This is a genomic window from Herbiconiux dendrobii (assembly GCF_052048175.1).
Lineage (GTDB): Bacteria > Actinomycetota > Actinomycetes > Actinomycetales > Microbacteriaceae > Herbiconiux.
On sequence record NZ_JBLZQV010000003.1, the window covers coordinates 770751 to 793355 of the forward strand.

Annotated in this window: 19 protein-coding genes, 3 tRNA genes and 2 pseudogenes; 11 read left to right on the top strand and 13 right to left on the bottom strand. The window is 71.5% G+C overall.

Features of this window, described 5'->3' with window-relative positions; translation table 11 throughout:
- Window positions 1-3: 3 nt before the first annotated feature.
- The 3 genes from ftsH to tilS all read right to left on the bottom strand — a co-directional run bounded on the left by ftsH (window position 4) and on the right by tilS (window position 3877).
- Window positions 4-2016, bottom strand: coding sequence for an ATP-dependent zinc metalloprotease FtsH (gene ftsH / locus ACN4JJ_RS12625; RefSeq protein WP_440710234.1), 2013 nt, complete (start codon window positions 2014-2016; stop codon window positions 4-6).
- Between the two features lie 164 nt (window positions 2017-2180).
- Complete coding sequence (gene hpt, locus ACN4JJ_RS12630; RefSeq protein WP_440710235.1) at window positions 2181-2735, bottom strand: hypoxanthine phosphoribosyltransferase; 555 nt, start codon at window positions 2733-2735, stop codon at window positions 2181-2183.
- Window positions 2736-2767: 32 nt separating this feature from the next.
- Window positions 2768-3877: a tRNA lysidine(34) synthetase TilS gene (gene tilS, locus ACN4JJ_RS12635; RefSeq protein ID WP_440710307.1), complete on the bottom strand. Its 1110-nt coding sequence runs from the start codon at window positions 3875-3877 to the stop codon at window positions 2768-2770.
- Window positions 3878-3933: 56 nt separating this feature from the next.
- Between tilS and ACN4JJ_RS12640 the strand changes: the two genes are divergently transcribed.
- Window positions 3934-4431, top strand: coding sequence for an inorganic diphosphatase (locus ACN4JJ_RS12640; RefSeq protein ID WP_440710236.1), 498 nt, complete (start codon window positions 3934-3936; stop codon window positions 4429-4431).
- A 433-nt stretch (window positions 4432-4864) separates the two neighbouring features.
- Here ACN4JJ_RS12640 and ACN4JJ_RS12645 read toward each other — a convergent pair whose 3' ends face one another.
- Both ACN4JJ_RS12645 and ACN4JJ_RS12650 read right to left on the bottom strand, forming a co-directional pair.
- Entirely contained in the window at window positions 4865-6169 is a 1305-nt protein-coding gene (locus ACN4JJ_RS12645; RefSeq protein WP_440710237.1) for a M23 family metallopeptidase, read from the bottom strand.
- Between the two features lie 8 nt (window positions 6170-6177).
- A complete protein-coding gene (locus tag ACN4JJ_RS12650; RefSeq protein ID WP_440710238.1) occupies window positions 6178-7425 on the bottom strand; it encodes a peptidoglycan DD-metalloendopeptidase family protein in 1248 nt (415 codons plus the stop codon).
- 201 nt (window positions 7426-7626) lie between these two features.
- On the opposite strand from ACN4JJ_RS12650, the gene ACN4JJ_RS12655 reads away from it, so the two are divergent.
- The 3 genes from ACN4JJ_RS12655 to ACN4JJ_RS12665 all read left to right on the top strand — a co-directional run bounded on the left by ACN4JJ_RS12655 (window position 7627) and on the right by ACN4JJ_RS12665 (window position 8023).
- A tRNA-Glu gene (locus ACN4JJ_RS12655) sits at window positions 7627-7699 on the top strand.
- Between the two features lie 99 nt (window positions 7700-7798).
- Window positions 7799-7872, top strand: a tRNA-Asp gene (locus tag ACN4JJ_RS12660).
- A 78-nt stretch (window positions 7873-7950) separates the two neighbouring features.
- A tRNA-Phe gene (locus ACN4JJ_RS12665) sits at window positions 7951-8023 on the top strand.
- Window positions 8024-8113: 90 nt separating this feature from the next.
- Here ACN4JJ_RS12665 and ACN4JJ_RS12670 read toward each other — a convergent pair.
- Window positions 8114-8506, bottom strand: a complete 393-nt coding sequence (locus ACN4JJ_RS12670; protein WP_440710239.1) for a VOC family protein — start codon at window positions 8504-8506, stop codon at window positions 8114-8116.
- Between the two features lie 121 nt (window positions 8507-8627).
- On the opposite strand from ACN4JJ_RS12670, the gene ACN4JJ_RS12675 reads away from it, so the two are divergent.
- The 5 genes from ACN4JJ_RS12675 (at window position 8628) to ACN4JJ_RS12695 (ending at window position 13051) form a co-directional block, all read left to right on the top strand.
- On the top strand, window positions 8628-9509 hold the full coding sequence (locus tag ACN4JJ_RS12675; protein ID WP_440710240.1) for a DNA/RNA non-specific endonuclease: 882 nt from the start codon (window positions 8628-8630) through the stop codon (window positions 9507-9509).
- A gap of 97 nt (window positions 9510-9606) precedes the next feature.
- The gene (locus tag ACN4JJ_RS12680; RefSeq protein WP_440710241.1) at window positions 9607-10125 is read left to right on the top strand and encodes an anthrone oxygenase family protein; all 519 of its coding nucleotides are present in this window, start codon (window positions 9607-9609) and stop codon (window positions 10123-10125) included.
- Window positions 10126-10222: 97 nt separating this feature from the next.
- On the top strand, window positions 10223-11413 hold the full coding sequence (locus ACN4JJ_RS12685) for a winged helix DNA-binding domain-containing protein (RefSeq protein WP_440710242.1): 1191 nt from the start codon (window positions 10223-10225) through the stop codon (window positions 11411-11413).
- Complete coding sequence (locus ACN4JJ_RS12690) at window positions 11410-12312, top strand: spermidine synthase (RefSeq protein ID WP_440710243.1); 903 nt, start codon at window positions 11410-11412, stop codon at window positions 12310-12312. The genes ACN4JJ_RS12685 and ACN4JJ_RS12690 overlap by 4 nt, the downstream gene beginning before the upstream one ends.
- 25 nt (window positions 12313-12337) lie before the next feature.
- Entirely contained in the window at window positions 12338-13051 is a 714-nt protein-coding gene (locus ACN4JJ_RS12695) for an SOS response-associated peptidase (protein ID WP_440710244.1), read from the top strand.
- A 19-nt stretch (window positions 13052-13070) separates the two neighbouring features.
- On the opposite strand, the gene ACN4JJ_RS12700 is transcribed toward ACN4JJ_RS12695, so the two are convergent.
- Window positions 13071-14789 carry an endo-1,4-beta-xylanase gene (locus ACN4JJ_RS12700; RefSeq protein WP_440710245.1) on the bottom strand — a complete coding sequence of 573 codons (1719 nt, stop codon included), beginning with the start codon at window positions 14787-14789 and terminating at the stop codon, window positions 13071-13073.
- A 236-nt stretch (window positions 14790-15025) separates the two neighbouring features.
- On the opposite strand from ACN4JJ_RS12700, the gene ACN4JJ_RS12705 reads away from it, so the two are divergent.
- Window positions 15026-15808, top strand: a complete 783-nt coding sequence (locus ACN4JJ_RS12705) for a TspO-related membrane protein (protein WP_440710246.1) — start codon at window positions 15026-15028, stop codon at window positions 15806-15808.
- Here the strand turns inward: ACN4JJ_RS12705 and ACN4JJ_RS12710 are convergent.
- The 3 genes and pseudogenes from ACN4JJ_RS12710 to ACN4JJ_RS12720 all read right to left on the bottom strand — a co-directional run.
- Window positions 15803-17335 carry a sensor histidine kinase gene (locus ACN4JJ_RS12710; protein WP_440710247.1) on the bottom strand — a complete coding sequence of 511 codons (1533 nt, stop codon included), beginning with the start codon at window positions 17333-17335 and terminating at the stop codon, window positions 15803-15805. The two genes, ACN4JJ_RS12705 and ACN4JJ_RS12710, sit on opposite strands and share 6 nt — an antisense overlap.
- Window positions 17332-17793, bottom strand: a pseudogene (locus ACN4JJ_RS12715) (response regulator transcription factor); the annotation flags it as partial. The pseudogene ACN4JJ_RS12715 and the gene ACN4JJ_RS12710, both read right to left, overlap by 4 nt.
- 92 nt (window positions 17794-17885) lie before the next feature.
- Window positions 17886-18233, bottom strand: a pseudogene (locus ACN4JJ_RS12720) (response regulator); the annotation flags it as partial.
- Window positions 18234-18344: 111 nt separating this feature from the next.
- Here ACN4JJ_RS12720 and ACN4JJ_RS12725 point away from each other — a divergent pair.
- A complete protein-coding gene (locus tag ACN4JJ_RS12725; protein ID WP_440710248.1) occupies window positions 18345-19001 on the top strand; it encodes a GNAT family N-acetyltransferase in 657 nt (218 codons plus the stop codon).
- A 31-nt stretch (window positions 19002-19032) separates the two neighbouring features.
- Here the strand turns inward: ACN4JJ_RS12725 and ACN4JJ_RS12730 are convergent, their stop codons facing one another.
- Genes ACN4JJ_RS12730 through ACN4JJ_RS12740 form a run of 3 tightly spaced genes read right to left on the bottom strand, consistent with a single transcriptional unit; the run spans window position 19033 to window position 22591 of the window.
- A complete protein-coding gene (locus ACN4JJ_RS12730; protein WP_440710249.1) occupies window positions 19033-20535 on the bottom strand; it encodes an NAD-dependent succinate-semialdehyde dehydrogenase in 1503 nt (500 codons plus the stop codon).
- A 15-nt stretch (window positions 20536-20550) separates the two neighbouring features.
- A complete protein-coding gene (locus ACN4JJ_RS12735) occupies window positions 20551-21828 on the bottom strand; it encodes an iron-containing alcohol dehydrogenase (RefSeq protein WP_440710250.1) in 1278 nt (425 codons plus the stop codon).
- Entirely contained in the window at window positions 21821-22591 is a 771-nt protein-coding gene (locus ACN4JJ_RS12740; protein WP_440710251.1) for an SDR family NAD(P)-dependent oxidoreductase, read from the bottom strand. The genes ACN4JJ_RS12735 and ACN4JJ_RS12740 overlap by 8 nt, the downstream gene beginning before the upstream one ends.
- Window positions 22592-22605: the final 14 nt, after the last annotated feature.

Genomic DNA, 22605 nt, shown 5'->3' on the forward strand with positions numbered 1-22605 from the left:
TGCTCAGGCGGTGGCGGGGCGCGGGTTGATCCGCGGGGTGCGCGCCGGCTTGGACTCCGGCTCGGGCTCCGAGTCGACACCGCCGTCGACGGCCGAGCTGTCGATCGGCGCCTTCTGGGTGGGGAAGGCGACGGGCGGCAGCGACGACACCGGGCGGTGCTCGCTGGAGAGCCACTGCGGGCGCAACGGGAGCTTCTTCACGCCCTCGAAGATCGAGGCGAGCTGGTCGTGGTCGAGCGTCTCCTTCTCGAGCAGCTCGGCAGCCAGGCGGTCGAGGATGTCGCGGTTGTCGTTCAGCACCTGCCAGGCCTCGTCGTGCGCGGCCTCGATCAGCGTGCGCACCTCGGCGTCGACCTGCTGGGCGAGGCTCTCGGAGTAGTCGCGCTCATGGCCCATGTTGCGGCCGAGGAACATCTCGCCGGAAGCCGCCCCGAGCTTGACCGCACCGAGCGAGGCGGTCATGCCGTACTCGGTCACCATCTTCTTGGCGGTGCCGGTGGCCTTCTCGATGTCGTTCGAGGCGCCGGTGGTGGGGTCGTGGAACACGATCTCCTCGGCGACGCGCCCGCCCATGGCGTAGGCCAGCTGGTCGAGCAGCTCGTTACGGCTGACCGAGTAGCGGTCTTCCAGGGGAAGCACCATCGTGTATCCGAGGGCCCGGCCGCGCGGCAGGATCGTGATCTTGGTGACCGGATCGGTGTAGTTCATCGCCGTCGCCACCAGGGCGTGACCACCCTCGTGGTAAGCGGTGACCAGCTTCTCCTGGTCGCGCATGATGCGGGTGCGGCGCTGGGGGCCGGCGATCACGCGGTCGATGGCCTCGTCGAGGGCACGGTTGTCGATCAGCTGCGCGTTGCTGCGGGCCGTCAGGAGGGCGGCCTCGTTCAGCACGTTGGCCAGATCCGCGCCGGTGAAGCCCGGCGTCTTGCGGGCGACGACCTCGAGGTCGACCCCGGCGGAGAGCGGCTTGCCCTTGCCGTGCACCTCGAGGATCTTCCTGCGGCCGTTGAGGTCGGGCGCGTCGACGCCGATCTGGCGGTCGAAGCGGCCGGGGCGCAGCAGGGCCGGGTCGAGGATGTCGGGCCGGTTGGTGGCCGCGATCAGGATGACGTTCGTCTTCACGTCGAAGCCGTCCATCTCCACCAGGAGCTGGTTCAGCGTCTGCTCGCGCTCGTCGTGACCGCCGCCCATGCCGGCGCCGCGGTGGCGGCCGACGGCGTCGATCTCGTCGATGAAGATGATGGCCGGGGAGTTCTCCTTGGCCTGCTGGAACAGGTCGCGCACCCGGCTCGCACCCACACCCACGAACATCTCGACGAAGTCGGATCCGGAGATGGAGTAGAACGGCACGCCCGCCTCACCCGCGACGGCGCGGGCCAGCAGGGTCTTACCGGTACCGGGAGGGCCGTAGAGCAGCACGCCCTTCGGGATGCGGGCGCCGACGGCGAGGAACTTGGCCGGCTCCTTCAGGAAGTCTTTGATCTCCTCGAGTTCTTCGAGCGCCTCCTCGGCACCCGCGACGTCGTCGAAGGTGACCTTCGGCGTCTCCTTCGAGACGAGCTTCGCCTTGGACTTGCCGAACTGCATCACCTTGTTGCCGCCGCCCTGCATGCCCGAGAGCATGAACCAGAAGAAGGCGCCGATGAGGATGATCGGAAGCAGGAGGCCGAGGGCCGACAGGAACCAGTTGGGCTGGGGCACCTGGTCGTTGTAGCCGTCGGAGGGGTTCGCCTCGGTGACGGCGTTCACGACCTCGGTGCCGCGCGGGGCCACGTAGTAGAACTGCACCTTGTCGCCGTACTTCTCATCGGCGCTGGCCAGCGTCATGTCGACGCGCTGCTCACCGTCGATGATGGTGGCTTCGGAGACCTTGCCGCTCGAGAGGAAGCCGAGGCCCTCCTGCGTCGTGACCTGCTGATAGCCGACACTCGTGATCAGGCTGAACCCGATCCACAGCGCGATCGCACCCAGGAGGATGTAGGGAATGGGAGATCGGAAGATGCGTTTCGCGTTCATGTCTCTTCATCGCTTCGGTACCGCACGAGTCGGCACTGGCTTAGGTCGTGGTGCAAGGGTACTCGTCGCGCGCTGAGCGGCGCCTCCATGTTCCCCGTGGGCGTAACGAGCGCCGCGCGCACCCGTTCCGGCCAGAGCCGCCTCGACATCTGCGGGTGCCGGAGTCAGGAGTAGACGTGGGGGGCGAGCACGCCGATCGACTTGAGGTTGCGGTAGCGCTCGGCGTAGTCGAGGCCGTAGCCGACGACGAAGGCGTTGGGGATGTCGACGCCGACGTACTCGACGTCGATCTCGACCTTGACCGCCTCGGGCTTGCGCAGCAGGGCGCAGATCTCGACGGATGCCGCCCCGCGCGAGCGCAGGTTCGACAGCAGCCAGGAGAGGGTGAGGCCCGAGTCGATGATGTCTTCGACGATCAGCACCTTGCGGCCCGAGATGTCGGTGTCGAGGTCTTTCAGGATGCGCACGACGCCGCTGGACTGCGTTCCCGATCCGTAGGAGCTCACCGCCATCCAGTCCATGTTGAGCTGCAGGTGCAGCTCACGGGCGAGGTCGGCCATCACCATCACGGCCCCGCGCAGCACGCCCACCAGCAGCAGGTCGTCGGCATCCGTGTAGTCGGCCTCGATGCGCCGGGCCAAGCCCGCGATCGTCTCGGCGATCTGCTCCTCGGTGAGCAGCACCTCGGTGATGTCCGACTCGACGTCGTTGATGTCCATCCGGCTGTCCCTCTCCCTGTTCCTGATCGCGCCTACTGCTCACGCTCGTCGCCGCGGTCCGTCCGGCCGAACACCAGCCGGCCGCCCTGCCGCACCACTCTAATCCCTGGCAGATCCACGCCCTTCTGACCGTGCCAGTCGGTCACCAGCGCCGCCGCCGCCAGCGTCTGCACCCGCGACAGCGCCACCCCGAACTCGCTGTCGACCACGTACCGGATGATGCGGTTGCGGAGCGCCGGCGGGTTCGCCTCGAGCGCGCCCACCGAGATGGCGATGCCCGCCTCGGCGTGCTCGACGAGGTCTTCGATGGTCTCGATCGCCATGTCGTGCAGGGTCTCGTCGTCTTCGCGCAGCTGCTCGGCGGTGCGGGCGAGCGCCTCGGCGATGCCCGGACCGAGCTCGGACTCGAGCACGGGCAGCACCGAGCGGCGCACGCGCACGCGGGTGAATCGCACGCTGTCGTTGTGCGGGTCGTGCCACGGCGTGAGCCCGGAGTCGGCGCAGAAGGCCTCGGTCTGGGTACGACGGATGCCCAGCAGCGGGCGCAGGCGCGAGCCGAGTGGAACGACGGATCCGGATGCGCGGCCACCGCCGTGACCGTGGTCGTGGTCGTGGTCGACGTGCCCGGGCGGCGGCGTGACGGCCGCCATGCCCGCGAGGCTTCCGGCGCCGGCGCCGCGGGCGAGGCCGAGCAGCACCGTCTCGGCCTGGTCGTCGAGGGTGTGGCCGAGCAGCACGGCGTGGGCACCGGTGGTGGTCAGTACCTCGTCGATCGCCGCGTAGCGGGCGTCCCGGGCGGCGGCCTCCACGCCCCCGGTGACGGATGCGGGACCTGCGGCCACCTCGACGCGACGCACGAGCACGGGTTCGAGGCCGAGAGCGCGCGCCTGGCCGGCCACGCGCTCGGACACCGCATCCGACCCCTCTTGCAGACCGTGGTCGACGATCACCGCGCCGGCCCGGATGCCCGCCCGCGGCGCCTCGAAGGCCGTCGCGGCGGCGAGCGCCAGCGAATCGGGTCCGCCGCTCAGGGCCACGAGCACCGCGGATCCCTCGGCGAGACGCGCCGCGGCGAGACCCTCGCGCACCGCGCGGCGTACGTCGGCGACGGCCGGGGTGAGGCGTGGTCGGCGGCCGTCCATGTGCATCCAGTAACGTTATTGCACTCAGACCACCACACATCGAGGGAGCACCACCTATGGCCGCGTACGACGTCGTCGTCGAGATTCCCAAGGGAAGCCGCAACAAGTACGAAGTCGACCACGAGACCGGTCGCGTCTACCTCGACCGCGTGCTCTTCACGAGCTTCGCCTACCCCACCGACTACGGGTACTTCGAGAACACCCTGGGCCTGGACGGCGACCCCGTCGACGCGCTCGTGCTGCTCGAATACCCCGTCTTCCCGGGCGTGGGCGTGAAGGTGCGCCCCGTCGGCGTGCTCAACATGAGCGACGAGGCCGGCTCCGACGCCAAGGTCGTCGTGGTTCCCCACAAGGACCCGCGCTGGCTGCACATCCAGGACATCACGGATGTCCCGGAGCAGACCCGCAAGGAGATCGAGCACTTCTTCGCCCGCTACAAAGACCTCGAGCCCGGCAAGTTCGTGAAGATCGAGGGCTGGGGCGACGCCGCCGAGGCCGAGGCCATCGTCGAGGCCGGCTTCAAGAAGCTCGCCGAAGAGGGCACAGGACACTAGTCCCCCTCTCGCGCCCAGCGCACTCGGGCCCCCGCCCACTCTCCTCGCGACCCGTCACTTTCGGCCCTTCTCAGCACCTTTTCGGGCCAAAACTGACGGGTCGCGATGCATTCCGCCCTCGGATGCCCCACCCGAGCCCGCGACTTGGCACAAGTCGCCACTTTCCCGCCCCACTTGCCACAACTTGTGCCAAGTCGAGGTTCACCCGCGGACCCCCGCCCGACGGCCCACAGGGAGTCCCTCACGCGCGGCCTACGCAACAGGCCCTACCCGACGACCCAAGGTGAGCGTGTGGCCGCCGGGTGCGAGCGAAGCCCGCGCCCGGCGACCGCGCGCTCACATGTCGCGGCTCGCCGGGCAGGGACCGGCGAGCCCCGGGAGCGCCGAGCGCAGCCCGGCGCCCCCGGCAGCCAGCACAGCCGACTAGAGCCCGCTAGAAACTCACCCAGTTCCGCGGGTTCTGTGCGCTCCCGTTCACGCGGGTCTCGAAGTGCACGTGGCAGCCGGTGGAGCTGCCGGTGGTGCCGGCCCAGGCGATGATCTCGCCGCCGCCGACGTCTTGGCCGCGGCCCACGTTGAGTGAGGAGTTGTGGCCGTACACGGTGGTGAGGCCGCCGCCGTGGCTGATCGTGACGGAGTTGCCGAGGCCTCCGTTGTAGCTGGCCTGGGTGACGGTGCCGGCCGCCGCCGCGTAGACCGGAGCGCCGCAGGTGCCGCCGCCCCGCACCAGGTCGATGCCGGCGTGCAGCCGCCAGACCCGATCGATCGGGTGGAAGCGGTTGCCGAACTCGTCGCTCACGATCCAGTTCGAGAGCGGGCTCGACCATCCGTCGACCGAAGGGCCGGGACCGGAGTCGCCGCCGCCTGCCGCCTCACGGGCGGCCGCCGCAGCCGCCGCAGCGGCGGCGCGCGCTGCCTCCTCCGCCTTGCGCCGCTCCTCGACGCCCTTCTCGTACTCGGCCACGGTCTTCTGCGTCGCCGAGGCGAGGGAGGCGAGTTGCTCCTGCAGCACCGCGCCTTGCGCCTGCTGCTCGGCGAGCGCCGCCTCAACCTGCTCCTGGGCTGCGATCGCGGCGTCGAACGCCTCCTGAGCCGCGATCTTCAGCGCCTCGAGAGCGGATTCGGCCACCTCGGCCTGCTCGGTGAGCGACTGCGCCGTGTTGCGGTCGCTCGCGGCCTGCTCGTAGAGCTGCCCGGTCTTCTGCGAGAGCTGGCTCATCGCGCCGAGCTGGTAGAGCAGGTCGTCGGAGTCGTCGCCGGCCACGATCAGGTTCAGCGTGAGGTCGGCCCCGCCGGCCCGCGTGAACTGGGTGATGAGCATCCCGGCCTGGGCGTTCGAGGCCTCGGCGCGCGATGCCGCCTCGACGGCCTGCGCGGCCAGCTCGTCGGCCCGGAACGCCGCCGAGTCGTAGGCGGCCTGCGCCGCCGAGTGCTCGTCGGCCCGCTGCACCGCGAGCGCCTGGGCGGCCACGACCTCGGCCTCCAGGCCCGCGATGAGCCCCTGGATGCGCGTGACCTCGGCCTGCTTCGTCGACTCGCTCGCGCGCGCCGCCAGCACGTCTTCCCAGCTGGGGTAGTCGGCCGCCGACGCGCCCTCGGTTCCGCGGAACACATCGACCGCGAGGATGCCCGCCGCGAGGGCCATGGCGGCGGCGAAGCGAAAGCGCGGCACCGCTCGCGCCGATCCGTTCGCCGGCGTGCCGCCCCGGACTCGGCGGGTGGTTCTGGTCATCGTCATGGTCGCTCCTACCCGAAGGTGATCCCCTGCGCCTCCATGAACGGCCGCGGGTTGACCGCGGTGCCGTTCTGGCGCACCTCGAAGTGCAGGTGGCAGCCGGTGGAGTTGCCGGTGGTGCCGGCGAGCGAGATGGGCTGGCCCACCGAGACGTAGTCGCCGTTGCTCACCAGCAGCTGGGTGTTGTGACCGTAGGCGGTGGCGATGCCGCCGCCGTGGTCGATCTGGATGAAGTTGCCGTAGCCGCCGTTCCAGCCCGCGTAGTTCACGAGCCCCTCGGCCGCCGCATAGACGTAGGCGCCGCAGGTGCCGCCGCCGTAGACGAGGTCGATGCCCGAGTGCAGCCGGTAGCCGCCGTCGACCGGGTTGACGCGCATCCCGTACTCGTCGGAGGAGAAGGCCCCCGGGAACGGGCTGGTCCAGCCGCTCGCCGCGATGAACGGCAGCGTGGGCAGCCCCGCCGCCGCTGCCGCACGGGCCGCCTCGGCGCGGGCGTCGACGCCCTTCTGGAAGTCGGCCTCGGTGGCCGCGCGGTTCTCCTGCAGCACCTGCAGCTGGGCCGCGAGCTCGACCTGGTGGTCCTCCTGCTCCTGCAGCGCGGCCTCGGCGGCCTGCTGGGCGGCGACGGCCTCGTCGCGCAGGCGCTGGGCCTCGTCGGCCAGACCCTTCAGCTCGTCGCGGGCGACCTGGGCCTGCGCGGTGAGCGCCGAGGCGGTGTTGCGGTCCTGCTCGGCCTGCGCGTAGATCTGCGAGGTCTTCTCGCTGAGCTTGGACATCGCGCTTAGCTGATAGAGGAGGTCGCTGGAGAGCCGGTCGCCCCCGACGATGAGGTTGAGCGTGAGGTCGCCGCCGCCGGAGCGCGCCAGCTGCGCGGCCAGCAGACCGGCCTGGCGGTTCGAGGTGTCGGCGCGGGTGGCCGCGTCGGCCGCCTGCGCCTCCAGCTCACCGGCGACGTAGTTCGCCGTGTCGTACTTCTCCTGGGCGGCCTGGTACTCGGTGCCGCGCTGCGTGGCCACCGCCTGGGCGGCGGAGACCGCGGAGTTCATGCTCTCGATGAGGCCCTGGATGCGCGTGACCTCTTCGCCCTTGGCCGCTTCGTTCGCCTGGGCGTTCTTCACGTCGTCCCAGGTGGGGTACTCGTCGTCGGCGTAGGCCGGCCCAGCAGCGATCCCCGCGGACACCACGAGCGCCAGCGCGACGAGCCCCGTGAGGAAGCCCCGCCTGCGCCGTCGAGGTGTGACGTGGTTCCCGGTGCTCATGCTCCCCTGCCGTGCTGATGGCCGGGCCGTGCGAGCGGCCTGCCCTGCTGTCGTCTCCGCATCCGTCACATCTGTCACAGCGCTCCCAGGAATCTAACCCGGGCGCGTGTGGATTGCACGGACATCCGGCCGGATGTGGGCAACTCGTCGCGAATTGGTTCCTGCGCCCATGTTGTGGCATACTCGATGAGTTGTCGCCGCGGCCCTATCGTTTAGCGGCCTAGGACGCCGCCCTTTCACGGCGGTAGCACGGGTTCGAATCCCGTTGGGGCTACGAACACCGGGGTCACGAGCACCGCGCGGCAACAGGTAGAATAGACAAGCACGACGAAATTGAATAGCAACACAACGTTTGAATAGCAACACAAAGTAAGGCCCTGTAGCGCAGTTGGTTAGCGTGCCGCCCTGTCACGGCGGAGGTCGCGGGTTCAAGTCCCGTCAGGGTCGCAAGGCGTGAAAGCCCTTCCACATCGGGAGGGCTTTTCGCTAGAGCGGCGCAGTATTCTCGTAGTACGGCACCCGTTCGGCTCTGTAGCTCAGTTGGTAGAGCGCACGACTGAAAATCGTGAGGTCACGGGATCGACGCCCGTCGGAGCCACGAAGCCCTCTCCCTAGCTTCTACATGGGAGGGGGCTTTTTTCGTGCCCGCGGACCGACGGCGGCGCCGATCCGTTCGGAGCCGACGCGCTCACAGCGAGCGCTGGTCGCGGCGCAGCGGGTGCTCGTCGGGAATCTGCACGAGCACGATCGGCACCCCGTCGGGATCGGCGATCCAGGCCTCCACGAGGCCCCACGGCTCCACCTCGGGCGGCCGGACGATGGCGTGCCCGAGCACGACCAGGCGCGTGATCTCCGCCCGCACGTCGCGCACCTGCATCCACAGGGTCAGGCCCTCGCGCGAACCCGGGCCGCCCGATCCGGAGACCTCGAGCAGCCCGTTGCCGAGGAAGAAGACCAGCCCGCGGTGCTCGCCCTCACCGAACTCGCGCATCACCGCGAGCCCGAGTTCGTCTCGGTAGAAGCGGTGGCTGCGGGCGAGGTCGGTGGGGCGCAGGAGGATGCGGCTGCTGAGGACGTCCATGGCGCGATTCTGCCGCACCGGGCTCGCGAAGTCCCGCGAGGGCAGCCCGCCGGCTGTGAATTCATCCACCCGCCCCCGGCCCGCCGTAGACGTTGTCGGAGGGTGGTGCTCGAATGGGGAGATGACACGGGCTCCGGATGCCGCCACCACCGCCGACGCGGGTGCCCCCGCCGAGCCCGGCGGTTTCGACCCCGTCTTCCTGGGCGTCGACTGCCCGCTGCCGGCGCCGGGGGCCGGGCGGAGCATCCGTACTCTCCCGTACACGCACTTCACCGTGCTGCTGGACGCCGACCGGCGACTGGCCGCCGCGACCGCCGTGAACATCGACGGGCGGCTGCTGACCGACCTGGCCCGGGGCGACGACTGGCACCTCGATCCGCGCGTGCCGGCCGACGAGCAGGCCGGCCCCGAGCTCTACGCCCGGAACGACCTCGATCGCGGCCACCTGGTGCGCCGCCGCGACCCGGTGTGGGGCCCGGATGCCGTGGCCCGGCGCGCGAACACCGACACCTTCGCCTACACGAACGCCGCCCCGCAGGCCGCGGAGTTCAACCAGTCGAAGGAGCTCTGGAACGGTCTCGAAGACCACGTGCTCGCCTACGCGCAGGCCGGGCAGCTGAAGCTCAGCGTGTTCACCGGCCCCGTGTTCGACCCCTCCGACCAGGTGTACCGGGGCATCCGCATCCCGCAGTGGTTCTGGAAGGTGGCGGCCTGGTACGACGTGGGCCGCGATCGGCTCGCCGCCGCCGGCTTCCTGCTGGAGCAGACCGTGCAGCTGTCCGAGATCGATCTCGAGTCCGCGGCGGGGGCACGGGCGCCGGCTCCGGATGCGACGGCGGCGCTCGGTCCGTTCCGCACCTTCCAGCTTCCCGTGGCCGACATCGTGCACTCCACCGGGCTGGCCATGCCGGAGCTCGTGGCGGCCGACGTGTACCTGCCTCCGCTGGCCGCCGCCGGCCGGCGGCGGGTGCGGCTGGAGAGTTTCGGGCAGGTGCGACTGTGATCGACGGTGGCACCGGCCCCGGCCCGGGCAGTGGCCCCACCCGCACACGTACACGCACCCGCGCACGCGCGGGCGTCGGCACGGGAGCGGTGCTCGCGTGACCGGCGCCCAGACGGCCCTCGTGGTGGTGGGGCTGCTCACCGCCGTCTCGGCGCTCGGCGCCGCGGTGGTGGGCGGCGTGTTCTTCGCCTTCTCGGGCTTCGTGATGCGCGCGCTCGGGCAGGTCTCCCCCACCGCCGGCCTCGAGTCGATGCAGGCGATCAACCTCACCGCGGTGCGGCCGCCGCTCATGATCACCCTCTTCGGCACGGTGCTGACCGGCCTCGCCGCCTGCGTGCTGCTGGCCGTGAACGACGCGGGGCACGCGCTGTGGTGGGGTTTCGCCGGCGAGGTGGTGTACCTGGCGGCGGTGATCGTGCTGACCGTGGGGTTCCACGTTCCCCGCAACACCCGGATCGCGGCGCTGGACCCGCGTGACCCGGCTGCGGCCGTGGAGTGGGAACGCTATCGGGCCGGGTGGACGCGCGGCAACCACGTGCGCGCGGTCGGCGGCGTCGTGGCGGCGGTCCTGTTCGGGATCGCGACCGTTCTGATCGCCATCGCGATCGGCTCGTAAGCGGCGCTGCTCGCCATCGCCATCGCGAGCACCCATCCCATCGCGATCGGCTCGTGAGCGGCGCCCCGCTGTCGGGGGCGAGCTGCATACTGGGCGCATGACTCCTCCGGGCGGCGCCACCGCGATGAGCGCCCGCGCGGCGCGCGAGCTGCTGCGGCGGCGGGCTGCCGCCCAGGGAATCGGCCAGACCCGCGTGCGCCGGCCGGGCGCGCCCGGGCAGGCGGCATCCGGCGCCGAGTCGATCGCAGCGGTCGTGACCGGCCTTCTGGCCGTGCAGGCGCAGGACTTCGGCCAGGCGAGCTGGGCGCTCGGGCTGCGCGCACCCGGCTCCACCCGCGACGACCTGGTCGAGGCGCTCGACTCCGGCGCCGTCGTGCGCTCGTGGCCGATGCGCGGAACCCTGCACTTCTGTACCCCGGGCGACCTGCGGATGATGCTCTCGATCACCGCCGCCCGCACCGTGCAGGGCACGGGCGCCCGGCACCGCCAGCTCGGCATCGACGACGCCCTGGTGACGCGGGCCGAGCACATCGCGCGCGGCGCGCTCACCGGCGGCGGCTCGCTCAGCCGCGACGAGTACTTCGCCCTGCTGAAGGCCGAGGGCATCGAGCCGGGCGGCCAGCGCGGCGTGCACCTCATCTGGCTGCTCGCGCACGCGGGCGTGCTGTGCTGGGGCCCGGCCCGCGGCTCCGGCCAGGCGATGGTGCTGCTCGACGAATGGGCTCCGGCCACCCGTGAGCCCGACCGCGACGAGGCGCTCGGCGAGTTCGTGCTGCGCTACTTCACCGGGCACGGCCCCGCCACCCTCGACGACTTCTGCTGGTGGTCGAAGGTGACGGTCGCCGAGGCGAAGAGCGGCCTCGCCCGGGTGCGCGAGCGGCTGAGCACCATAGAGCTCGGCGGCGAGACGTACTACCTCGCCGGCCCCGATGCGCACGGCTCGGCAGAAGCCGCCCCGCCCGGGCGCCTGCCCGCCACCGCCGCCCTGCCGGGCTTCGACGAGTACCTACTCGGGTACCGCCGTCGCGCGCCCGCGCTGCCGGAGGAGTACTTCGAGCGGATCGTGCCCGGCGGCAACGGCATCTTCCTGCCCATGCTCGTCTCGCACGGCACGATCGTCGGCACCTGGAAGCGCTCGATCGGGCCGAAGGCCGTCACCGTGACCCTGGATCCGTTCACCGTGCTGAGCGAGTCGGAGCAGCGCGGCTTCGAGCGCGATCTCGGCCGCTACGCCCGCTTCCTCGGGCTCCCTCTGCGGATGGCGACGCCGAAGGCGACGACACCGTGACAGCCGGCGCGAGCATCCGGCGCGTCCGACTGCACCCCGGGGGCGGGATCGCCGAGATCGCACCCGACCCGGTGCTGCCCGGAACCTTCACCCTGTCGATCGCGGGAACGATGCAGTCGCACGTCGATCCCGCCGACCCGGGCACCCTCTTCCACGACTACGTGCGGCGGATCGGCTTCGCGGTCGACCGCATCCGCCTGCCGGGCGAGCCCCTGGTCGCCCTGCACCTCGGCGCCGGAGCGCTGACCCTCGCCCGCTACCTGCAGTCGACGCGGCCGGGCAGCGAGCAGCACGTCGTCGACCTCGAGGCGAACCTCGTCGCCTTCGTGACGGATGCTCTCCCCCTGCCCGCGGGCACCTCCCTCACCGAGCACCCGGGCGACGCCGCTCGGCAGGTTCGCGGGCTCGCCACCCGCCTGGGCGGCCGCTGCGACGTGGTGATCGCCGACCTGTACCAGGGCCTCAGCACGCCAGCCCACCTGCAGACGACCGGGTTCTTTGGCGACGTCGCCCGGCTGCTGACGGCCGAGGGCGTTCTGCTGATCAACGTCGCCGACGACCCCGGGCTGCCCACCCTGCGCCGGCAGCTCGCGGCGCTGTCCCCGGTGTTCGGGCACGTGCTCGTGCTCGGCCCGCAGTCGGTGGTCGACGGGCGGGAGGCCGGGAACACGGTGGTCGCCGCCTCACGGTCGGACGTCGTGCTCGGCTGGGCCGGAGCCTTGCGCGCGGCAGGCCCGCACCCCGGGTCGGTGCGGCTCGGGTCCGCCCTCCTCGACCCGCTCCCGGCGACCGGCTCGCTCCCGGACACCGGCCCGCTTCCAGGCACCGGCCCGCTCCCGGACACCGACCCGCTTCCCAGGGCGGCATCCGGAGCCCAGAATGGACGCGACGGCGGATGATCGCCGCAGGGAGGACGGTGCAGCCATGTGCGGCCGATTCACGATGAGCGCCGAGACCGACGAGCTGATCACCGAGTTCATCGCTCGCGGCGGCAAGCTCGAAGACTGGCGCCCCTCCTACAACGTCGCCCCCACCGAGGCGGCGCCGATCGTGCGCGAGCGGGTGCGCGACGGCGAGACCCTGCGCGAGGTCGATGCCGCCAGCTGGGGGCTGAAGCCGGCCTGGGCCAAGAGCGGTGGCCCGGCGCCGATCAACGCGCGGCTGGAGGGGGTGGCGAGCAACGGCCTGTTCCGCAACGCCTTCGCGGCCCGGCGCTGCATCGTGCCGATGAACGGCTACTACGAGTGGGTGGCGACGGCCGAGGGCAAGCAGCCGTACTTCATCCACGGCCCCGAGAAGCTGATGGCGGCGGCCGGCCTGTACGAACTCACCAAGACGGCGGAGGGCAGCTGGGCCCTCTCGTTCACCGTCATCACCCGCGAGGCGGCGGATGCCTCGGGCGAGGTGCACGACCGGATGCCCGTCTTCCTCACGCCCGACACCTGGGACACCTGGGTCACCCCGCAGAAGGCCGAGTCGGCCGGCGCGAAGGACGAGCTCGTGGCCATGCTCGACCGATCCTCGCTCGCGGTCGCCTCGACGATCAGCACCTACCCCGTCTCCAAGCGGGTCAACAACGTGCGCGACACCTCGGTGGCCAAAGACGACCCCACGCTGATCGAGCCGATCGCCGTCTGAGCCCGCCTCCGCCGGTCGGTCAGCCTCCGAGCACCTTCCTCACGGCGTCGTACGCGGGCGTCGGCTCCCCGTCGGCGAACAGGAGATCGTGGCCCTGCTGCAGGTCGCCGTCGTCGTCGATCCACCAGTCGAAGCGGTCGTCGACCCCCCACGTCGTATAGGAGACGCAGGTTCTCGAACGGAGGCAGCTTGCGAGGACAGTGGCGTACTGCTCCGCCTGGGCGACCTGACCCTCGCTGTCCGTGACGTCGTTCTCGGAGATCCGGACGAGCAGCCCGGCATCCTCGAAGCCGTCGAACGTCGTCGCGAGATCAGCGGCGGACAGGGCATCGGAGCCGAGGTCGTACACATGAGCCTGGAGGCCGACGCCGTCGATGTATCCACCGTGCGCGTTCGTGTCGAGAGCGAGCTGGATCAGCGCGTCCTGGCGCGCACCCGGCACGTCGGCGCCGTTCTCGTTGATGAACTGCCGGACGTCGGGGTCGGCATCGTGAACCGCCCGCGAGACGATCACGGGGTAAGCCGGTCCGAAGACCCGGTACCAGATGTTCTCCTGCAGACGGGTCCCCTGGTCGAGATCGAAGGGTTCGTTGACGACGTCGAGCGACTCGAGCCGCCCCGCGAAATGCGTGACGACGGTGGTCACGTAGTCGAGCAGCGCCTCGGCGCTGGCCTGACGCCCCCGATCGGAGTCGGCGGGGAGTTCCCGCATCCAGTCGGGCATCGCCTCGGAGAAGGCGATGGTGTGGCCGTGCACGGCGATCCCCTTGCTCTCCGCGAAGTCGAGGAGGGCATCGGCTTCCTGGAAGGTGTACTCGCCCTGCCGCGGGGCGAGCGACTGCGGCTTCATGGCGTTCTCCGGGGTGAGGGCGCCGAACTCGCCCACGACGGTGTCGGCGTACTCCGCGTCGGAGACCAGCGGGCCGAGGGCCACAGCCGCGCCGATCAGGAAGTCCGGCCGAGAGCGGGTAGCACGAGCTTGAAGCCCCTCGGGAGACGGTTCGGCATCGACTGCAGCCGAACCCGCGGTGGCCAGGTGAGCACCGGCCGGGGCCGCGGCGGCGAGTGTATCGACCGCGAAGGTCCCCTCCTCACTCGACAGCCCCAACCAGAGCTCGCCGGAGCCGAAGACGTCCCCTCCTGACAGGGTGGCCGGCGTCCCCCCGCCGGTGCCGATCTCGAGTCGGTCCCCGGAACGGTGGATGGAGAACTCCGCCTCGGGATCGGGGACCGTCACGCGCACCTCCTGCACGGGCCGCGGGTCGGTCACATCCTGCTGCGCGGACCCGTCGAAGACGGCGATCCGCAGCTCGTCGCCTCGGAGTGTGAGCGTCAATCCCGTAGGCTCGATCCGGAACTCGTCGGCGATCACCGGGGGGCTGTCGTGGACGGCCAGGGTGGCGTCCGCGGTCACATCCGAGAACGACACACTCAGCGAGAAGTCCTCCGCGGCCACCAGGTGCGTTCCCTCGAGGTCGACCGGTGCGTTCGGCCGGCCTCCCCGGCCGTCCTGTTCGGCGATGCTCCTCCCCGTCGCAGCCACCCGCAGACCGTCTCCGTCGGCAACGACCCCGGGCACGTTCCGCCACCCCGCGTGCATCAGGTCGATGACGATTCCCTGCTCCCCCGGCGAGTCCCCCGGCGAGTCCCCCGGCGAGTCCGTCGACGTGCAGCCCATCAAGGCCAGGAGCAGACCAGCGCTCACGAGGCACCACCGGCGGTCGGTCGGGGCCGCCATCAGCTGCCGTCGACGGCGCCGGCGTCGACCTCCGGCGCGGCGTGACGGTCGATGGACGACGGCCGCGCGCATCCAGGAAGGTGGCCCATGAGAAGAACGTAACAAACCTCGAACCCTCCCCGTGGCCGCGAGCGGGATGCGTCGAAACCGGCCCTCCTCGCCGATGCCATTCGGTAGCATGGTTACTAAGATGATTAGCGAACTGCCGGTCGCGCGGTTCGTGGAAGGAGCATCCCATGTCCGATCGCATCCGCCAGATCGTGGTGGCCGTGAGTGCCGTGCTGGCCGTCATCGGCGCGTTCGTCGGATCCGGGGCCGCGGGCGGCACCCCGATCCAGGATGCCGCCGGGGGCGCCCTCGGCGCCGACTCGACCCTCATCGCGCCGGCCGGTCCCGCGTTCTCGATCTGGTCGGTCATCTACCTCGGGCTGCTCGCGTACGCCGTCTGGCAGTTCCTGCCGGCGCAGACCCACAGCCCGCGCCAGCGCGTCCTGGGCTACCCGATCGCCGTCACGCTGCTGCTGAACGCGGCGTGGATCCTGAGCGTGCAGGCCGGTCTCCTCGCGCTCAGCGCCGTGGTGATCGCGGTGCTGCTGATCGCGCTGCTGTTCACCTTCGTGCGGGTGGTACGCACCCGGCGGCGGGGCCAGGGCTGGGTGCAGTCGATCGTGGTCGACGGCACGGTGGGCCTCTACCTCGGCTGGGTGAGCATCGCGACGGCGGCCAACGTGACCGCCCTGCTCACGGCGAGCGGCTTCGACGGCTTCGGCTGGCCCGCGGATGCCTGGGGCGTGGCGATCGTGATCGTCGCCGGGCTCGCGGGGCTGGCCCTGGCCGTCTTCGGGGAGGGCCGCCTCTCCCCCACCGCTTCACTCGCCTGGGGCCTCGCGTGGGTCGCGGTCTCGCGCACCACCGGCACGCTGCCCTCGGCCGCCGTCGCGGCCACCGCCATCGCGACGGCGACCGCCCTGGTGGTGGTGACCGTGGTCATCCGCCTCGTCGCGGCCCGTCGCTCATGAGCTGATGCGGCTGTCCTGTGCGGCAGACCGGTCGCCCGCGGGCGACGGGCCGGCCGCCGCACCGGCCACCCGGGCCAGACGGAGGGTGAAGGTCGTTCCCGCCGGCGAGGAGTCCACCGCGATGGAGCCGTCGTGCGCCTCCACGATCGAGGCCACGATCGCGAGGCCGAGACCGCTCGAGCCGGCCCGGCGCGAGCGCGAGGAGTCGCCGCGGGCGAAGCGCTCGAAGAGCTCCGGGATGAGCTCGGGCGGGATGCCGGGGCCGTCGTCGGAGATGGTCACCTGCACGACCTGCTCGGCCTCGGCATCCGGAACCACGGCGATCCGCGTGGTGACCGTGCTGCCCTCCGGCGTGTGCACGGCCGCGTTGGAGAGCAGGTTCAGCACCAGCTGGTGCAGCCGCTCGCGGTCGCCCGAGACGAGCGCCGGCGCATCCGGGACCTCCGCGACCCAGGTGTGATCGGCGGCCGAGGCCTTCGCGTCGCTGATGGCGTTCACCACGATCTCGCCGAGGTCGACCTGGTCGAGGTGCAGATCCTGCCCCTCGTCGAGCCGCGCCAGCAGCAGCAGGTCGCTGACCAGCGAGTTCATCCGCTTGGCCTCCGACTCGATCCGGGCCAGCGAGTACTCGGTGATCTCGGGCAGCTCCGCGCTGTCCTGCCGGGTCAGCTCGGCGTAGCCCTGGATGGCGGCCAGCGGGGTGCGCAGCTCGTGGCTGGCGTCGGTGACGAAGCGCCGCATCCGCTTGTCGGTGGCCGCCCGCACGGCGAGGGCGTCGTCGACATGCACCAGCAGGCGGTTGAGCGCCTCACCCACCTTGCCCACCTCGGTGCGCGGATCGGTGTCGGCCTCGGCCACCCGGGTGGTGATGGCCACGTCGCCGCGATCGAGGGGGGTGTCGACCACCTCGACCGCCGTGCCCACCACGCGGGCGAGCGGGCGCAGCGCGAGCCGCACCAGCACGATCACGCCCACGACGATCACCGCGAGGGCGAGCAGGGCGAGCACCGCGATCGTGATCGCCTCCTGCAGCACCGCCGCCTCCGCCGTGGCCATCGAGACGCCGGTGACGAGCACGTTGCCCTCGCTGTCGTACTCGCTGGCCACGCGATAGCTGCCGAGACCCGCGAGCTGCAGGTTCTGGTGCGAGCCGACGTCGATCGATCCGTTCTCGAGCTGAGCGATCACGGTCGGGTCGAGCGTGGCCGCATCCGAGTCGGAGAAGTAGGCGGAGTCGTCGACCCGGCCGTCGGAGAGCACCGCGATGAAGGATCCGGGCCCGTGCCCGACGAAGTCGACCATCGCCTTGGCCGGGTGGCCGTTGGACATGTTCCCGTAGCGGAACTTCTCGGCCGAGTGGCTGAGGGCCGACATCGAGCCGGTCAGCTGCGTGTCGACGACCGTCGTCACCGACGTCGTGAGGGTGGCGATGGAGGCGATGCCGACGGCCAGCAGCACACCGGCGACGAGTGCGGCGGTTCCCACGACGAGGCGGCGGCTGAGCGTCCACGGCCGGCGGCGGCTCATTCGGCGGGCCTCAGCACGTAGCCCACACCGCGCACGGTGTGGATCATCGAGGGGCGGCCCGCGTCGATCTTCTTGCGCAGGTACGACACGTACAGGTCGACGATGCTGGCCTTGCCCGCGAAGTCGTAGTTCCAGACGCGGTCGAGGATCTGGGCCCGCGACAGCACCCGGCGGGGGTTGCGCATGAGGTACCGCAGCAGCTCGAATTCGGTCGTCGTGAGCGCGATCGGCTCCCCCGCCCGCGCCACCTCGTAGCTGCTCTCGTCGAGCAGCAGGTCGCCCACCACGATGCGGGAGTCCTCATCCGACACCGTCATGATCGAGCGGCGCAGCAGGCCGCGCAGGCGCGCGACCAGCTCCTCGAGGCTGAACGGCTTGGTCATGTAGTCGTCGCCGCCGGCGGTGAGACCGACGATCCGGTCGTCGACCGAGTCGCGCGCGGTGAGGAACAGGGTGGGCGCCGCCTGCTCGGCCTCGCGCAGCTGCCGGAGCAGGGTGATGNCATGTAGTCGTCGCCGCCGGCGGTGAGACCGACGATCCGGTCGTCGACCGAGTCGCGCGCGGTGAGGAACAGGGTGGGCGCCGCCTGCTCGGCCTCGCGCAGCTGCCGGAGCAGGGTGATGCCGTCGGTGTCGGGCAGCATGATGTCGAGCACCACGACGTCCGGCTGCACCTCGCGGAACTTCTGCAGCGCCGAAGCGCCGTCGTGCGCGATCTCGACGGTCCAGCCCTCATAGGCGAGCGCGAGGCTGACCAGGCTGGTCAGCACCACCTCGTCGTCGACCAGGAGCACCCGGATGGCGGAGCCGTCGGCCCGGTACAGCCGCGGCAACTTGGCCAGCACGGCCCGCCGCCGGCCGGAGGAGGCGAGTTCGTCGGAGATCGGAGAGGTCGCCATCCTGCCATTGTCGGGCGTTCGCGCACCCCCGGGAAAGCGGAGGGAGTCTATTCATAGCGACCTCAAATGTTTGCACACGATGCGCCTGTGAACACCGCCTACCGTCGGGGCATGACGGTGAGCAGAGCACTCGGAATCCCGCAGACCCGAACTCGGGAGCGCCCGGCGGCGATGCTGCACCGGGCCAAGGAGGCCCTGGCCTCGGCGGGCGTGCGGAGGCCTCGCGTGCTGCGCGGGCCGCGCACGGAGCGGCCCTTCGACGCGCCGACCCTGCGCACCGAACGGCTGCTGCTGCGTCCGCACCGGATGACGGATGCCGCCGACTGGTACGCCCTGCAGTCGGAGGAGAGCGTCACCGCCTTCCTGCCGTGGCCGGTGCGCGACGAGCGCGCCTCCGCCCGGCACCTGCACGACCGCACCCGGCACACCCGGCTGTGGCAGGCCGAGGACTTCCTGGCTCTGGCGCTCGAGCACGAGGGCCGGCTGATCGGCGACGTGTCGCTGCAGCTGCACGACGTGCGGGCAGGCAGCCGCTCGGCCGAGATCGGCTGGGTGCTGCATCCGCGGTTCGGCGGCAGCGGCCTCGCGACCGAGGCGGCCTCGCAGATGCTCGCGTTCGCGTTCGACGTGGTGGGCGCGCAGCGGGTGACGGCGGTGACGGATGCGCGCAACCTGCGCTCGGTGGCGCTGGCCCGGCGGCTCGGCTTCACCGAGGTGGCCGGCCCCCGCCACGGCTCGGCCGACTCGGTGTTCGCGCTCGAGCGCTGAGCCGCTGACGCCGGCCCCAGGCACCCGCGGCTCACGCGGTCAGCGCGATGTACTTCTCCTCCAGGAACTCCAGGATGCCCTCGCTGGAGCCCTCGCGGCCGAGTCCGCTCTGCTTCACGCCGCCGAACGGCGCCGCCGGGTCGCTCACCACCCCGCGGTTGACGGCGACCATCCCGGCCTCCAGCCGGCCGGCCACCGCGATCGCCTCGCGCTCCTCGCCGAACACGTAGGCCATCAGGCCGAACACGGTGTCGTTGGCCATCCGCACGGCCTCGTCGACGTCGTCGAAGCGCACCACGGCCGTGACCGGCCCGAAGATCTCGTTCTCGGTGATCTCCGATCCGTGCCGCACACCCGTCACCAGGGTGGCGTCGTAGAAGGCGCCCGCCGACGAGCTGCGGCCGCCCTGTACGACGGACGCGCCGTCGCGCACGGCGGAGTCGACCAGCGCCGCCACCTTGTCGCGCTCCTTCACCGAGACCAGGGCGCCGAGCTGGTTGGCGTGGTCGAGGCCCGGGCCCACCCGGAGGCGGCCGAGCTCCTGGGCCATCCGCGCGGCGAAGTCGTCGTGCAGCGAGGAGTGCACGTAGAAGCGGTTCGCCGCGGTGCACGCCGATCCGCCGTTGCGCATCTTGGCGAGCAGCGACTCCCGCACCGTGAGCTCGAGGTCGGCGCCCGGCAGCACGATCACCGGGGCGTTGCCGCCGAGCTCCATCGAGGCGCTCACCACCGTGTCGGCGCAGGCGTGCAGCAGCTCGCGCCCCACCTCGGTGGAGCCCGTGAACGACAGCTTGCGCACCGCCGGATGAGCGAGCATCTCGGCCACCACGGGCCCGGTGCGGAGCGGTGTGACGAGGTTGACGACCCCCGGCGGGAAGCCGACCCGGCGCAGCACGTCGACCACGTACGCCGCGGTCAACGGCGTCTCGCGCGCCGGCTTCAGGATGACGGTGCAGCCGGCGGCGAGCGCGGGCGCGAGCTTTCGGGTGGCCATCGCGGCGGGGAAGTTCCACGGGGTGATCAGCAGCGAGACCCCGATCGGCTGGCGGTCGACCAGGATGCGCTTGTCACCCGCGGGCGAAAGCCGGTATTCGCCCGGGATGCGCACGGCCTCCTCGGCGAACCAGCGGAAGAACTCCTTGGCGTAGTTCGCCTCGCCGATGGCGTCGGCGTACGACTTGCCGTTCTCGCGGATCATGATCTCGGCGAACAGCTCCACCTCCTCGGTGAGCACCTCGTACGCGGCGCGCAAGAGCTCGCTGCGCTTCCGGGGCGCGGTGGCGGCCCACGACTCCTGAGCCGCCGAGGCCGCCTCGACCGCCTCGAGGCAGTCCTCGCGGGTGGCGACGGCGAAGGAGGCGATCGTGCTCCCGTCGGCGGGATCGATCACGGGGAAGGTGGCGCCCTCCGAGCCCGGCCGCCACCGCCCGTCGATGAACAGCTCGGCGACGAGGGCCGAGGAGGCGGGGCCCGAGGCGGAGGAATGCAGGGGCGTGGAGCCCGAGGAGGCGGGCGTGCCGGTGGTGATAGTCATGGTCTGCTTTCGGGGTCAGCGGTCGCGCGCGGCCGAGGAGGCGATGAGTTCGCGGTCGCCCGCGTGGGCGGCCTCGAGGAGGGTCAGGATGGTCTGCGGCGAGGATCCGATCGGCGAGATGTCGACCAGCCGCTTCGCCCGCAGCGCGAGCTCGGCGATGCGCGGCAGGTCGTCGCGCGAGACGCCGATGTCGGCCAGCCGCACCGGGATGCCGATGGTGCGGCACAGCTGGGCGACCTTGTCGACCGCCGCCTGCGCGGCCACCCAGGGGTCGCTCTCGGATCCGCCGAGAGCGGCGTCGATCGCGGCGAGCTTGTGCGGGATCACGGGCACGCAGGCCTGCAGCACGTAGGGGATCATCAGGCCGGTGCCGAGGCCGTGCGGCGTCTTCGTGATGGCGCCGATCGGATACTGCAGGGCGTGCGAGAGATGGGTGCCGCTCGGCCCGAACGACATCCCGGCCAGCAGACTCCCGTAGGCCACCTGGGCGCGCGCGTCGCGATCGCCGCCGTCGGCCACCGCGCGGGCGAGGTGCGGGGCGATCCGCCGCACCGCCTCGAGCGCGAGGTGCCCGGCGAACAGGTTGTGGCCGGTGAACACCGGCAGGGTCGCCGACCAGTCGAGGGGCAGCACGGCGGCCGTGTACGACTCCAGAGCGTGCACGAGCGCGTCGATGCCGGCGTAGGCCGTGACCGAGGGCGGTGCGCCGAGCGTCAGTTCGGGATCGACGACGGCGGCGACCGGGATGAGGTGGGGGCTCGAGATGCCGATCTTCATCTCCTGGTCGGGGTCAGAGATGACCGCGACGGGCGTCACCTCCGACCCGGTGCCCGCCGTGGTGGGCACCGCGACGATGGGCAGGATCGGCCCGGGCACCTTGTTCTCGCCGTAGTAGGCGCCGAGCGGTCCGCCGTGCGCGACGAGCAGGGCGATGAGCTTGGCCGCGTCGAGCGCGCTGCCGCCGCCGTAGGCGAGCACGACGTCGGGCGAGAAGCCCGCGGCGACGGCACCGGATGCGGTGAGCGAGTGCACGGGCAGCTCCGGCAGCACCTCGGTGTGCACGAGCACGATGAGGCCGGCCTCGTGCAGCTCGCCGAGCAGCCGCACGAACTCCGGCGAGTCGGCGAGGAAGGGATCCACCACGGCGAACACCTTCCGGCCGTGCTCGGCGAGCAGGGTGGGCAGCTGCCGGCGCACGCCGTAGCCGAAGTGGATGCGCGGGGGCAGTCGCAGCGTGCCGGTCCCGGTCGCGAACTCGCTCGGACGCTCGTTCTGGCTGCTCGTCTTAGGCACTGAAACCTCCGTCGACCGGCAGCACCACACCGCTGATGTGGCTGGCGAGGTCACTCATCAGCCACGCCGCGGCCTCACCCACCTCGGCGCCGGTGCCGACCTTGCGGAGCGGGGTCGCCGCGATCCGCGCCTCCACTCCCCCGGGGATGGCGATGCGGGTCTGCGCGAGCATCGGCGTCTCGGTCGGCCCGGGGGCGAGCGCATTGACGCGCACGCCCAGGGGCCCGTTGTCGTGGGCAGCGGTGCGCGTGAGGCCGATCACGGCGTGCTTGGTGGCCTGGTAGGCGCCCATGCCCGAGCTGCCGCGCAGCCCGCCGATGCTGCTCACGTTCACGATCGAGCCGGCGCCGGCCGCGCGCATCACCCGCAGCTCTTCGCGCAGGCACAGCCAGGCGCCCTTGACGTTCACCGAGAGGATGCGGTCGAAGTCCTCCTCCGACACCTCGTCGAGGCGGCCGCCCTGCGTGAGGCCGGCGTTGTTGAAGGCGCCGTCGAGCCGCCCGAAGCGGTCGACCGTCGCATCCACCACGCGCGCGACATCCTGCCCCGAGCTGATGTCGCCCGTCGTCCAGGCCGCGTCGAAGCCCTCCGCGGCGAGCCCCTCGGCCGTCTCCCGGAGCGGGCCCTCGGTGCGCGCCACGAGCATGACGGATGCCCCGTGCCCGGCGAACACCCGCGCGGCGTCCGCCCCGATGCCGGCGCTCGCGCCCACGACCAGCACGGTCTTGCCGCGCAGCATCCGGGTGTCTTCGTGGTCTGTCATAGCTGTTCCTCTCC